Genomic DNA, 12,250 nt, shown 5'->3' on the forward strand with positions numbered 1-12,250 from the left:
GAGGGTCAGCCCTCGAAGCGGTAGCCGAGTCCACGCACGGTGACGAGCATGCTGGGGTCGCTGGGGTTCTCTTCGATGCGCGAGCGGATGCGCTTGATGTGCACGTCGAGCGTCTTGGTGTCGCCGAAGTAGTCGGTGCCCCATACCCGGTCGATGAGCTGGCCGCGGGTCAGCACGCGCCCGGCGTTGCGCATGAGCACCTCGAGGAGCTCGAACTCCTTGAGCGGGATGCTGATCTCCGCACCGTTGACGGCGACCGTGTGCCGGTCGATGTCGAGCACGACCCGTCCGCCGGTGAGGATGCGGTCGTCGAGATCGGCCTCCTCCGGGGCGCGTCGGCGCAGGACCGCCCGCATGCGGGCCAGCAGCTCGCGGGTGGAGTAGGGCTTCGTCACGTAGTCGTCGGCGCCGAGTTCGAGACCCACGACGATGTCGACCTCGGAGTCCTTCGCCGTGAGCATGATGATGGGCACCTGCGTCGTCAGCCGGAGCTGGCGGCACACCTCGGTTCCGGGCATGCCCGGGAGCATGAGGTCGAGCAGCAGGATGTCGGCTCCTCGCTCGCGGAAGGCGGCGAGCGCGAGCGTGCCGTCTTCGGCGATCTCGACCTCGTATCCCTCTCGACGAAGCAGATAGGCCAGGGGGTCGGCCAGGTCGGGTTCGTCCTCGACGATCAGAACACGAGTCATGCGGTGTCTCCCTTCGCGGGGACGGTCGGCGCGCCGCCGGCCTTGCGGCCCTTGCGACGCGGTTTGGAACGGGCGGGGTCGATGTCGGGTGCCTCCGACAGGGGGAGGCGGATGGTGAAGGTCGATCCTCGGTCGGGCCGCGACCAGAGTCGCACCTCACCGCCGTGGCGCTGCACCGCGTGCTTGACGATCGAGAGGCCGAGCCCGGTTCCGCCGGTGCGGCGAGAGCGTGCCTGATCGGCACGGTAGAAGCGCTCGAAGACGCGGGCCTGATCGGCCTCGGGAATGCCGATGCCGCGGTCGGTCACGGCGATCTCGACGACGCCGTCGTCGAGTTTGACGCCGAGCCCGACCTTGGACCCCTGCGGCGAGTAGGCGATCGCGTTCGCGACGAGGTTTCCGACCGCCTCCGTCAGGATCTGCGGTTCTCCCCGTACCCACAGCCCCTTCGTGCCGCCGCGCACCACGGTCACCTGCGCCTGATCGGCCTGCACGGTGTGGGCTTCGACGGCCGAGGTGACGACTTCGTCGATCGAGACCGCGCGGACGTCGCGCAGCTCATCGGAGGCCTGCAGCCGCGACAGGCTCAGGATGCGGTTGACCAGCGCCCCCAGACGCGTCGCCTCGGCCTGCAGCCGCGACGAGAAGTGACGGACCTGATCGGGGTCGTCGGCGGCTGATTCGATGGCCTCGGCGAGCAGACTGACAGCCCCCACGGGGGTCTTCAGCTCGTGGCTGGTGTTGGCCACGAAGTCACGGCGCATCTCTTCGACGCGCTCGCGCTCGGTGATGTCGCGCAGCACCAGCAGGGTGAGGCGCCCCGAGATGGGCGTGGCGCGGACGGCGACCAGCCGGGGCTCGGCCGGGGCCGCACCGCGGCGGAGCCGGAGGTTCTCACCGATGCCCGCGCCCGTGTCGCGTGCCACCCGCGCCACGCGGCGCAGGTCGTCGCTCGCGATGACTTCGCCGGATCGCAGCCCGAAGACTTCGGCGGCGGGCGAGAGAGCCAGCACGGTCGACGACATGTCGCACACGATCGCGGGGTCGTCCATGGCCCCCAGCATTGCCTCCACGCCCTCGGGCACTTCGACGGAGGTCTGCGCCATGGCGCGGTCACGGGCCCGCAGCGCGACGACCAGCAGGCCGACCACCGAGCCGCCGACGAGGAGTCCGACGAGGAGCGCGAGCAGCGGGAGCTGCGTGTGTTCCATGGCACCAGCGTAGAGCCGCCGATCGAACGTCACCCGCCGTTCACCCCCGCCGGGCAGTCGGGAGAGGCTACTATTCACTGTCACTGCACCGCTCGTTAACCTTCGCTGGGAAGAATCCCCGAAGGTAGCGGGACGTATGTGTGCCGTGCCGCCGACGGAAGGTACCGCGATGCGCGAAGTATTCCACCAGTCCCTCGAGGACGTCCAGAGCCGCTTGGTCGAGATCGCCGAACTCGTCACGGTCGCCATCGACCGCGCCACCCGTGCTTTCGGATCGAGCGACGTCGCCATGGCCGAAGAGGTCATCGAGGCCGACGCCATCATCGACGAGAAGGCCTTCGAGCTCGACGAGCTCGCCATCGAGATCCTCGCCCGCCAGCAGCCGGTCGCGCGCGACCTGCGCATCGTCGTGACGGCGCTGCGGGTCAGCGCGTCGCTCGAGCGCATGGGCGACATGGCCGAGCACATCGCGCAGCTCGCGCGCTCGCGCTTCCCCGAGCGCGCCATCCCGCGCGGCCTCAAGACGACCTTCACCCGCATGGGTGAGTTCGACGTCGAGGTCGCCCGCAAGCTCACCGAGCTGCTGCGGACGCAGGACCTGCGTATCGCCGACGAGATCCGCAACGCCGACGACGCCATCGACGAGCTGCACATCAGCGTCTTCGAGAAGGTGCTCGGCGACACCTGGAAGGGCGAAGCGACGGCCACGGTCGACGCGACGCTCGCGAGCCGCTACCACGAGCGGTTCGCCGACCACGCCGTCTCGGTCGCCAAGAAGGTCGTCTACCTCGCGACCGGCGATTGGGCCGGCGCCGACGACGAGGTCGAGACCAGCCCGGTCATCTGAGCACCGACGACGAAGGGGTGGATGCCGATCGGCATCCACCCCTTCGTCGTTGCGTCAGTGTTTGTTGCCCTGCGCGGCGACCGCGGCGGCGCCCGCGGCGGCGGCCTCGGGGTCGAGGTACTCCCCCGGTCCGAGGGGCTTGAGGTCGGCGTCGAGGCGGTAGACGAGCGGAATGCCCGTCGGGATGTTCAGCTCGGCGATGTCGGCGTCGCTGATGCCCTCGAGGTGCTTCACGAGACCGCGCAGCGAGTTGCCGTGCGCCGTGACCAGGACGGTCTTGCCGGCCTGGAGGTCGGGGACGATGTCGCTGTGCCAGTAGGGCAGCATGCGGTCGATGACGATCGACAGCGACTCGGTCGCGGGGACCTCACCGTCGATGCCGACGTAGCGCGGGTCGCCGACCTGGCTGTACTGGTCGTCGGCGGGCAGGGCCGGCGGCGGAACGTCGAACGAACGGCGCCAGAGCATGAACTGCTCGTTGCCGAACTCCTCGAGCGTCTGGGCCTTGTCCTTGCCCTGCAGGGCGCCGTAGTGACGCTCGTTGAGGCGCCACGAGCGCTTCACCGGGATCCACAGACGGTCGGCGGCGTCGAGCGCGATGTTGGCGGTCTGGATGGCGCGACTGAGGACGGAGGTGTGCAGCACGTCGGGCAGCACGCCCGACTCGGCGAGCATCTCGCCGCCGCGCTGCGCCTCGGCCTTGCCCTGGTCGGTGAGTCGCACGTCGACCCAGCCGGTGAACTGGTTGGTCTTGTTCCACTCGCTCTGCCCGTGGCGGAGGAGGATCAGCGTGTGAGGCGCGGTCATGCCTCCATGTTATCGACGCGCGCGGCTGGCATCATGTTCCGGTGACTCCCTCCCCCGTCGGCCGCCCGACCCGCGGGACGACCGGGGTCAATCGGCTTCGCCGGGTGGACCGGTGGATCGCCCGGCATCCGGTGCTGCGCCGCACCGACGACCCCCTCGTGGTCGACCTCGGCTTCGGCGCGAGCGCGGTCACGCCCCTGGAACTCCTCGCCCGGCTGACGAAGCAGAGAGCGGATGCCACGGTCGTCGGGCTCGAGATCGACGCCGATCGCGTCGCCCGCGCCCGCGCGCAAGCGGAGGGCGTCGCGGGCGTCACCTTCGCCCGTGGGGGGTTCGAGGTGCCGCTGCCGGGCCGGCGACGCCCCGCCGTCATCCGCGCGATGAACGTGCTGCGTCAATACGACGAAGACGACGTCGCCGACGCCTGGGGCCGCATGTGCGCGCGGCTTCAACCCGACGGCATCCTGGTCGAGGGCACCTGCGACGAGATCGGGCGCATCGCCACCTGGGCCGAGATCGGGGCGGATGCCATTCCCCGCAGCCTCACCATCTCGCTGCGCCTGGCAGAGCTCGACTCCCCCGCGATCGCGGCCGAGCGCCTGCCCAAGGCCTTGATCCACCGCAACGTGGACGGCGAGCGGGTGCACGCCTTCGTGGCCTCCCTCGAGCGGGAGTGGACGCGGGCGGCCGTGGTCGCGCCCTTCGGCTCCGTCCACCGGTGGCGCGTCGCCATGATCGCCCTCGCCGACGCCGGCTGGCCGCTGCTGAGACGGGAACGGTGGCGGCTGGGCGAGGTCGGCGTCGCGTGGGAGGCCGTCGCGCCGCTCTGAGCACGACTCGGCGTGGTCGCTCAGATGCGCGGGAGAAGCGCCCGCGCCTCGGCCGACGGCATCCCCGCCGCCACGAGCAGGTCAACGGCGAGCGGACGCAGGGCCGCGACGAGGTTGAGTTCTCCGACACCCCCGCCCGCTAGCAGCGCGGCGGGGTCGAGCCGTCGGATCACCGCGACCACCGCCGCGCGGGCGACGGGCTCGAGCGAGATGTCGTCGAGGCTGTCGCGCACCAGCCCCGCCCCGCGGGCGAGCTCGGCGAGCAGATCGGCCGGGACCGGACGCGCCTCACCGTCGACGCAGAGGTACGCCGCGCGGCGGGCGACGACGCGCAGGTTGCGCGTGGCCAGATCGAGCGCCTCGCGCACGCGGGCATGCCGCTGCAGCTCGGTGCGCTGGCGGCGCAGGAACGGCGAGATGCGCGCCACCTCGCGGCCCGACTCCAGCGAGCCGCTCCACGCGTCGACGTAGGTCTGCAGGGACCGTGCGCGTTCCAGGCCCCGCTCGGCCCGCGCGCGGTCCCCTCGGCGCAGCGCCCGCACGATCGTCGCCATGGCCACATCGAGCGCGTCGAACAGCTCGTCGGCGTCGCGGAGCTCGGTGCGGCGCAGCGTGCGCGGGATGAGCGCCGTCACGATCAGAGCGGCGACACCGCCGATGGCCCCGTCGACGAGGCGGAGGAAGGGCGCCCCGGTCACCACCACCAGGGCGATGAGCGACTGCACCACCGCCGCGAGGGCGAACCCCGGCTGCGGCGAGAGGAAGCGCGCGACCACCAGGGTGACCGACATGGCCACGGCGATCTGCCACCAGCCGCTTCCGGCGGTCACCAGCACGATCTCGGCGATCAGGATGCCGACGAGCATGCCGACGACGGTCTCACCGACACGCCAGGGTCGCGCGTCACGCACCAGTCCGAGGCTCGACACCGTGACCGTCGCCGCCAGCAGCGGAACCGGGTGGCCCAGGACGAAGTGCGCGAAGGCGTACGCCGAGGTGGCCGCGACCACGATCTGGACGATCGCGGGCAGCGACTCGCGCACCCGCGCGACACGTCGCCCCAGGGTGGAACGCAGACGGGAGGGAGGAACGACGACGCCGACCGTCGTCGACGAGTCGTCGGCGCTCATTCCGCGGCGCGGCGGCGACCCAGGCGCGGCAGACGCGGTACAGACGCGGTGGCGCCCGCGTCGGCGGGCACGACGGTCTCGGCGGCCGCGGCGATGGGGCCGTCGGCCGTGTCCACCACGAGCGGCACGCCCTCGGGGGCCGTGCGCTTGACGAGGGCCAACGCGATGGGCCCGTCTTCGTGGTGGATCGCGACCGAGGTGATCGTGCCGATCACGCTGTCACCCGCGCGCACGGCATCACCGCGCGCGGGAAGCACACTGTCGCTCCCGTCGAGCTGCAGCGCGACGACACGACGCGGCGGGTGGCCCAGGTTGTGCACCTTCGCCACCGTCTCCTGACCGCGATAGCAGCCCTTCGACAGGTGCACGGCGGTGCGCAGCCAGTCCATCTCGTGCGGAAGCAACCGCTCGTCGGCGTCGACGCTCACGCGCGGGCGCCACGCGGCCACGCGCAGCGCTTCGACCGCGTCACGACCCGCGAACGCCATCTCTCCCGCGACAGCGGCATCGATCAGGCGGTCGAGCTCTTCGGCATCCACGATCGCCTCGGCCCAGTCACGGTCGGCTCCCGGATGCGGATCGACACGGGCGTACGCCCATCCGCCGGGGGTGACGTCGGGCCACGGGTCGACCCAGACCGGAGCCGCCGCGGTGAGGGCTTCGACGGCGGCACGCGTGCCCCCGATCACCGACAGTTCGTCGGAACGATCGCGCACGTCCACCCGCAGGCGGAAGCGCATGCGGGTGAGCCAGGTCAGGAGCGCCTCGGCGTCGGACGCGTCCACGATCAACCAGGTCGTCTCACCGTCGTCGACGACCGAGGCCGCGTGCTCGACGCGCCCCTGCGGATCGAGGATGAGGAGTTCCGTCGACACTCCCGGGGCCAAGTGCGTCAGCGCCTGTGACGACAGGGAGTCGAGCCAGCTGCGCCGGTCCTCGCCGCCCACCGAGATGACGCGGCGATCGCCCAGAGGGGCAAGGGCTGTTCCGGATGCCAGACGGCGCTGTTCCGCGACGGGAGAACCGACGTGGCGCAGCCCCGCGTCGTCGACGACCGCGCCGGGAACCTGTGACAGCGAAGCCATGGTCATTCCGCCCGGGCCAGGCGCGCCGACGCATGCGAGCCCAGTTCGCGGCCGAGGGCGGCGATGTCCCAGGCCCACAGCAGATGGTTGTCGACGAGACCGTAGAGGCGCGTGGCCGCGGCGTACGGCTTCGCGCCGGCGGCGCGCACCACGGCGTCGGTCGCCAGATCGATGCGCGGACCCTTGACCTGGCCGACGTACAGCTCGAGCACGCCGTCGGCGTGGGCGAGGCTGACCTCGAGGTCGAAGCCGCCGTCGGCGTTGCGCAGAGCCTCGACGTCGTCGGCGGTGCGGACCGCCGCCGGGGCGGACGGCGGGAGCAACGCGGGACCCGCGTCGGCGTCTGTCGCCGGTCGCGCGAGGCGCCAGTACCCGGTCTCGGCGACCAGGGGACGACGCGCATCGCCGTCGAGCAGCCAGGCGTCGGCAGAGTAGTTGAGGTACCCCCCACCGTCGTGGCTGAAGCTCACGCGATGCGCGAACTCACCCGAGAACGCGTGCCCGTCGACCTCGTAGTCGATGACGCCGGTGCCCTCCCAGACGCCGACCAGCCACGACAGAGGGACGAGGTCGGCCGGAAGATCGGTCGGAATCTCGATCACGGTGCGCTCAGCGCTGGCCGCGATAGAGGTTCCAGACGACCGTGCCGGAGACGAAAGCGATCGCCAGCGATGCGAGGCCGAGAAGTCCCACGAAGAAGAGTTCGAGCGCGAGGAGGTCCATGAGGCGAGTCTATCCGGGAACCGAGTTCGACGGATCGTCGCGACCCGTCATCCGTTGACGATGGATGCCAGACCGAAACCCGCCGTGACGATGCCGAGCACGAGCAGCGCACCGAGGGCGCTCAGCGCCATGCGCTGGATGAACGCCTGCGACCGCCCGTACCAGAGCTGGATGGCGAAGGCGACGATCAGGCAACCACCGAGCGCGACGGTCACCCACTGCGCACGCCAGCCCTCGGGGGCGAACACCCCGATGGCCACTCCGGCGATCAGCGCGAGTACCCACACGGCGACGATGCCGCCGAAAGTCCGGCGCGGCGCGAGGTCGGGAGTCGACATGGATCCATCATCACCCAGGACGGGCCGAGAGCGCGAGCGCGGGCCGATGACGGCGCGCGGCGGCGCGTCACCCTAAGATGGGCGGGTGCGCGGCAGGTCGCGCGGGAGGTCCCTTTGGCACAGCTTCTGGTTCTGAGCTCCGCACCCGGCGGCGGAGCGGCCTTGCCTGCGCTCGAACTGCTGAGCCACCGCGTGCGCCAGATCCCCGCCGAGCCCGCTCAGTTGGTGAACGCGCCCAGCGCAGACGTCGTCTTCATCGACGCGCGCTTCGACCTCGTCGGCGCCAAGTCGCTGTGCAAGATCATCTCGACGACCGGCATGGAAGCCCCGCTCGTGCTGATCGTCACCGAGGGCGGTCTCACCGCCGTCTCGACCGACTGGGGCATCGACGACGTGGTGCTCGTCGGCGCCGGCCCCGCCGAGATCGACGCCCGCATCCGCCTGGCCATGGGGCGCCGTGCCGCCGACCAGGTGTCCACGCGCATCCAGACCTCGGGCATCTCGATCGACGAGTCCTCGTACTCGGCCAAGGTGCACGGCAAACCCCTCGATCTGACCTACAAGGAGTTCCAGCTCCTGCACTTCTTCGCCACGCACCCCTCGCGGGTGTTCACGCGCGAGCAGCTGCTCAGCGAGGTCTGGGGCTACGACTACTTCGGCGGCACCCGCACGGTCGACGTGCACGTGCGACGACTGCGCGCGAAGCTCGGCGATCTCGAACAGCTGATCGGCACCGTCCGCAACGTCGGGTACCGCTTCAACGTGTACGAAGACGACCCCGCGCCCGCGGCATCCTCCCCCTCCTGACGACGCACGCACCTCGTGTTCACTCGCGTGTCACCGACCCCTGACATGATGTGGGAATGATGGAACACGACGCGCTGGATGCCGGGCTCGGCGACGCCGACGACGACGACTTCGACGAGGCCGTCGAGGCCGCCGACGACCAGCTCCCCGATCACCGCTACCTCGATCGCGAGATCAGCTGGTTGTCGTTCAACCAGCGCGTCCTCGAACTGGCCGAAGACCCGATGGTCCCGGTGCTCGAACGAGCCAACTTCCTCGCCATCTTCGCCAGCAACCTCGACGAGTTCTTCATGGTGCGTGTCGCCGGCCTCAAACGCCGCATCGTCACCGGCCTCGCCGTACCCACCAACGTCGGCCGCGCACCGCTCGACGTGCTCGCCGACATCTCGGCCGAAGCGCACCGCCTGCAGGAGCGCCACGCCGCCGCCTGGACCGAGAAGGTGCGCCCCGCGCTGGCCGAGGCCGGCATCGAGGTCGTGTCGTGGGACTCGCTCGACGAAGACACGGCCGCTCGACTGACCGAGTACTTCCAGCGCAACGTCTTCCCGGTGCTCATGCCGCTCGCCGTCGACCCGGCGCACCCGTTCCCCTACATCTCGGGCCTCTCACTCAACCTCGCGATCCGCATCCGCAACGCGCGCACCGGTCGACAGGAGTTCGCGCGCCTGAAGGTGCCCCCGATGCTCCCCCGTTTCGTCGAGATCAGCGGTGGCCCCGGCGTGCGCTACCTGCCGCTCGAGGAGCTCATCTCGAACCACCTCGGCGATCTGTTCCCCGGGATGGAGGTGCTCGACCACCACGCGTTCCGTCTGACCCGCAACGAAGACATGACGATCGATGAGGACGAGACCGAGAACCTCATCCAGGCGCTCGAGGCCGAGCTGCTGCGCCGGCGGTTCGGGCCGCCCATCCGCCTCGAGATCACCGAGGACATGGATGACGTGACCCGCTCGCTGCTGCTGAGCGAGCTCGACATCACCGAGCAGGAGGTCTACCGTCTGCCCGGCGCCCTCGACCTGCGCGGCCTGTTCGACCTGTCGCGCATCGATCGCCCGGATCTGCGCTACCCGCCCCATGTGCCCAAGACCGCGCTGGCCTTCCAGCCGGCGGAGCAGAATGGCCGCGCTGACCTGTTCGGCGCGATCCGCAAGGCCGACGTGCTCGTGCACCACCCCTACGAGTCGTTCGCCACGAGTGTGCAGGCCTTCCTCGAGCAGGCCGCCCGTGACCCGCACGTGCTCGCCATCAAGCAGACGCTATACCGCACCTCGGGCGACAGCCCCATCGTGCAGGCGCTCATCGACGCCGCCGGAGCCGGCAAGCAGGTGCTCGCCCTCGTCGAGGTCAAGGCGCGCTTCGACGAGGCGAACAACATCGTCTGGGCGCGCAAGCTCGAGAAGGCCGGCGTGCATGTCGTCTACGGCCTCGTGGGGCTGAAGACCCACTGCAAGCTCGCCCTCGTCATCCGAGAAGAAGAGGGACGCCTGCGCCACTACAGCCACGTGGGCACGGGCAACTACAACCCGAAGACGAGCCGTATCTACGAAGACTTCGGCCTGTTCACCGTCGACGACCAGGTGGGGCGCGACCTCACCCGTCTGTTCAACGAGCTCAGCGGGTACGCGATCGAGAAGAAGTTCAAGCGCCTGCTCGTCGCCCCCCTGCACCTGCGCAAGGGTCTGCTGCGCCACATCGACAAAGAGCGTCGCAACGCCCTCGAGGGCAAGACCTCGGGCGTGCGGATCAAGGTCAACTCGATGGTCGACGAAGAGATCATCGACGCCCTGTACCGCGCCAGCCAGGCCGGGGTACCCGTGGATGTCTGGGTGCGCGGCATCTGCTCGATCAAACCCGGGGTCGAGGGGATGAGCGAGAACATCACCGTGCGCTCCATCCTCGGTCGCTACCTGGAGCACTCGCGCATCTTCACGTTCGACAACGACGGCGATCCGCAGGTGTTCATCGGCAGCGCCGACATGATGCACCGCAACCTCGACCGCCGCGTCGAGGCCCTGGTGCGCGTGGTCGACCCCGCGCAGGTTCAGGAATTGATGACGCTGTTCAGCCTCGCGATGGACGACAGTACGAGCTCGTGGCACCTCGGTGCCGAGGGCGAGTGGGTGCGTCACAGCGTCGACGCCGACGGCGCGCCGCTGCTCGACCTGCAGGAGCACACGATGGCGCTCGTCCAGCGCAAGCGCCGCGCACGGTCGGCGCGGTGACCGAGACCGCGATCTATGCGGCCGGCGGCGTGGTGTGGCGCGTCGTCGACGGAAAGCTGCGCGTCCTGCTCATCCACCGCACCAAGTACCGCGACCTGACGCTGCCCAAGGGCAAGGTCGATCCCGGCGAGACCCTCGCCGAGACGGCCGTGCGCGAGATCCGGGAAGAGACGGGCATCCGCGTGGCGCTCGGCGTGCCGGTCGGAGTGTCGCGGTACCGGATGCCGAGCTCGCGCACCAAGATCGTGCACTACTGGGCCGCCGAGGCCACCGATGCCGCCGTCCGCACCTCGTCATTCGTGCCGAACAAAGAGGTGGCGGCTGTCGAGTGGGTGAGCCTGAAGAAGGCGCGGAAGAACCTCAGCTACCCCGTCGACATCGAGATCCTCGACGAGTTCACGCGGTTGGTCGACGAGCAGGCACTGCCCACGTTCCCCGTGATCGCCCTGCGCCACGCCAAGGCACGCTCGCGCGAGGAATGGGAGGGCGAAGACAACGATCGCCCCCTCACCACGCGGGGACGCCGACAGGCCGAGGCCATCGTCGGACCGCTGCTCGCCTTCGGCGTGCGCCGGATCGTCTCGAGCCCCGCCGAGCGCTGCGTCCGCACGGTCACTCCCCTGTCGCACGCGCTCGGACAACGCATCCAGGTCAGCGGCGAGATCAGCCAGGACGCCTGGGAAGAGGGCCGTTCCGACGCGCGGACCGTCATCGGCGAGCGGGTGCGGGCGCGCAAGCCCGTCGTCCTCGCCAGCCACGGTCCCGTGCTGCCCGACATCCTGAACGAGATGGCACTGGCCACCGGCACCATGCGCGGGTCGTACCTGGGCAGTTCCTCGGCGCTCGAACCCGGCGGGTTCTCGGTCGTGCACATTCCGGTGGCGCACCCCGGTGCGGGCATCGTCGCCATCGAGACGCACGAGCCGCCGGTGTGACCCTGCCCCTCGACGTCCGCGTCGCGTGGCGCGAGGTCCCGCCGGGCGCGGCGCGCCGCGAGGTGTCGCGGTCGTTGCTCGCCGAGCTGCTCCCGGGGGCGGACGTCGTGTCACGGTGCTCCGCGTGCGGCGGTGAACACGGACGCGTGCGTATCACGGGGGTCGAGGCCACGGCATCCGTCTCGTATGTGGAGGGGTGGGCGGTGGTGGCGACCTCACGCTCAGCGGCGTCGGTGGGAGTCGACGCGGTCCCCGCCGAGGCGACCGGCCTCGACAACGTCCTGCCGGGAGCGGATGCTCGCACCTGGGCGCGGGTGGAGGCGGTGCTCAAGGCCGACGGTCGCGGGCTCAGCGTCGACCCGGCGCGCGTGCGGATCGAGCCCCGGGCGGACGACACCTGGGTCGGTCGGGTCGACGACGGCGCTCCGTACGACGGATACGACGTGGTGGGCCCGCCGGGCGTCGTTGTCGCCGTCGCGGTGTCACCCGGGGCGTGTGCCGCTCGATAGTGGTGGCCGGGGGCGAGGCGGGCGCGACGTGCGATGAGCGGCGGGTGCGGGCGCGGGGCGCGGCGCGAGCGCGCGACGCGTGAGGAGCGGAGGGCGAGGGACGAGCGGAGGACGCGG

General features: G+C 70.6%; 13 protein-coding genes. 6 read left to right on the forward strand and 7 right to left on the reverse strand.

What is annotated here, in order from left to right; genetic code table 11:
* Nucleotides 1–5: 5 nt before the first annotated feature.
* Complete coding sequence (locus ASF96_RS08840; protein WP_055838286.1) at nucleotides 6–689, reverse strand: response regulator transcription factor; 684 nt, start codon at nucleotides 687–689, stop codon at nucleotides 6–8.
* A complete protein-coding gene (locus ASF96_RS08845) occupies nucleotides 686–1,900 on the reverse strand; it encodes a sensor histidine kinase (protein WP_055938216.1) in 1,215 nt (404 codons plus the stop codon). Before ASF96_RS08845 ends, ASF96_RS08840 begins: the two co-directional genes overlap by 4 nt.
* A gap of 169 nt (nucleotides 1,901–2,069) precedes the next feature.
* Here ASF96_RS08845 and phoU point away from each other — a divergent pair, with 169 nt between their 5' ends.
* A complete protein-coding gene (phoU, locus tag ASF96_RS08850; protein WP_055838293.1) occupies nucleotides 2,070–2,747 on the forward strand; it encodes a phosphate signaling complex protein PhoU in 678 nt (225 codons plus the stop codon).
* 54 nt (nucleotides 2,748–2,801) lie between these two features.
* Here the strand turns inward: phoU and ASF96_RS08855 are convergent, their stop codons facing one another.
* Entirely contained in the window at nucleotides 2,802–3,554 is a 753-nt protein-coding gene (locus ASF96_RS08855; protein ID WP_055838296.1) for a phosphoglyceromutase, read from the reverse strand.
* A gap of 41 nt (nucleotides 3,555–3,595) precedes the next feature.
* On the opposite strand from ASF96_RS08855, the gene ASF96_RS08860 reads away from it, so the two are divergent.
* Nucleotides 3,596–4,384 carry a class I SAM-dependent methyltransferase gene (locus ASF96_RS08860; protein WP_055838299.1) on the forward strand — a complete coding sequence of 263 codons (789 nt, stop codon included), beginning with the start codon at nucleotides 3,596–3,598 and terminating at the stop codon, nucleotides 4,382–4,384.
* Nucleotides 4,385–4,404: 20 nt separating this feature from the next.
* On the opposite strand, the gene ASF96_RS08865 is transcribed toward ASF96_RS08860, so the two are convergent.
* The 4 genes from ASF96_RS08865 to ASF96_RS08880 form a co-directional block, all read right to left on the reverse strand.
* A complete protein-coding gene (locus ASF96_RS08865) occupies nucleotides 4,405–5,514 on the reverse strand; it encodes an FUSC family protein (protein WP_162239414.1) in 1,110 nt (369 codons plus the stop codon).
* The gene (gene ygfZ, locus ASF96_RS08870; RefSeq protein WP_082509508.1) at nucleotides 5,511–6,599 is read right to left on the reverse strand and encodes a CAF17-like 4Fe-4S cluster assembly/insertion protein YgfZ; all 1,089 of its coding nucleotides are present in this window, start codon (nucleotides 6,597–6,599) and stop codon (nucleotides 5,511–5,513) included. The genes ASF96_RS08865 and ygfZ overlap by 4 nt, the downstream gene beginning before the upstream one ends.
* Before the next feature lie 2 nt (nucleotides 6,600–6,601).
* Nucleotides 6,602–7,201, reverse strand: a complete 600-nt coding sequence (locus ASF96_RS08875) for an FABP family protein (RefSeq protein WP_055838305.1) — start codon at nucleotides 7,199–7,201, stop codon at nucleotides 6,602–6,604.
* Nucleotides 7,202–7,369: 168 nt separating this feature from the next.
* Nucleotides 7,370–7,660, reverse strand: coding sequence for a hypothetical protein (locus ASF96_RS08880; protein WP_055838308.1), 291 nt, complete (start codon nucleotides 7,658–7,660; stop codon nucleotides 7,370–7,372).
* Nucleotides 7,661–7,774: 114 nt separating this feature from the next.
* On the opposite strand from ASF96_RS08880, the gene ASF96_RS08885 reads away from it, so the two are divergent.
* From ASF96_RS08885 to ASF96_RS08900, 4 genes are read left to right on the forward strand one after another with little or no spacing between them, the layout of a single operon-like run.
* Nucleotides 7,775–8,467: a winged helix-turn-helix domain-containing protein gene (locus tag ASF96_RS08885; protein ID WP_055838310.1), complete on the forward strand. Its 693-nt coding sequence runs from the start codon at nucleotides 7,775–7,777 to the stop codon at nucleotides 8,465–8,467.
* A gap of 56 nt (nucleotides 8,468–8,523) precedes the next feature.
* Entirely contained in the window at nucleotides 8,524–10,689 is a 2,166-nt protein-coding gene (locus ASF96_RS08890) for an RNA degradosome polyphosphate kinase (RefSeq protein ID WP_055938222.1), read from the forward strand.
* Entirely contained in the window at nucleotides 10,686–11,624 is a 939-nt protein-coding gene (locus ASF96_RS08895) for an NUDIX hydrolase (RefSeq protein ID WP_055938227.1), read from the forward strand. The genes ASF96_RS08890 and ASF96_RS08895 overlap by 4 nt, the downstream gene beginning before the upstream one ends.
* Nucleotides 11,621–12,133 (forward strand): hypothetical protein, encoded by a 513-nt coding sequence (locus ASF96_RS08900; protein ID WP_055938229.1) that lies wholly within the window; start codon nucleotides 11,621–11,623, stop codon nucleotides 12,131–12,133. Before ASF96_RS08895 ends, ASF96_RS08900 begins: the two co-directional genes overlap by 4 nt.
* Nucleotides 12,134–12,250: the final 117 nt, after the last annotated feature.

Origin of the sequence: Microbacterium sp. Leaf179 (assembly GCF_001423785.1) — a bacterium.
Taxonomy (GTDB): Bacteria; Actinomycetota; Actinomycetes; order Actinomycetales; family Microbacteriaceae; genus Microbacterium.

Coding starts and splice junctions, on each gene's coding strand:
- ASF96_RS08840 (WP_055838286.1), bottom strand. CDS start 689: ATGACTCGTGTTCTGATCGTCGAGGACGAACCCGACCTGGCCGACCCC.
- ASF96_RS08845 (WP_055938216.1), bottom strand. CDS start 1,900: ATGGAACACACGCAGCTCCCGCTGCTCGCGCTCCTCGTCGGACTCCTC.
- phoU (WP_055838293.1), top strand. CDS start 2,070: ATGCGCGAAGTATTCCACCAGTCCCTCGAGGACGTCCAGAGCCGCTTG.
- ASF96_RS08855 (WP_055838296.1), bottom strand. CDS start 3,554: ATGACCGCGCCTCACACGCTGATCCTCCTCCGCCACGGGCAGAGCGAG.
- ASF96_RS08865 (WP_162239414.1), bottom strand. CDS start 5,514: ATGAGCGCCGACGACTCGTCGACGACGGTCGGCGTCGTCGTTCCTCCC.
- ygfZ (WP_082509508.1), bottom strand. CDS start 6,599: ATGGCTTCGCTGTCACAGGTTCCCGGCGCGGTCGTCGACGACGCGGGG.
- ASF96_RS08880 (WP_055838308.1), bottom strand. CDS start 7,660: ATGTCGACTCCCGACCTCGCGCCGCGCCGGACTTTCGGCGGCATCGTC.
- ASF96_RS08890 (WP_055938222.1), top strand. CDS start 8,524: ATGATGGAACACGACGCGCTGGATGCCGGGCTCGGCGACGCCGACGAC.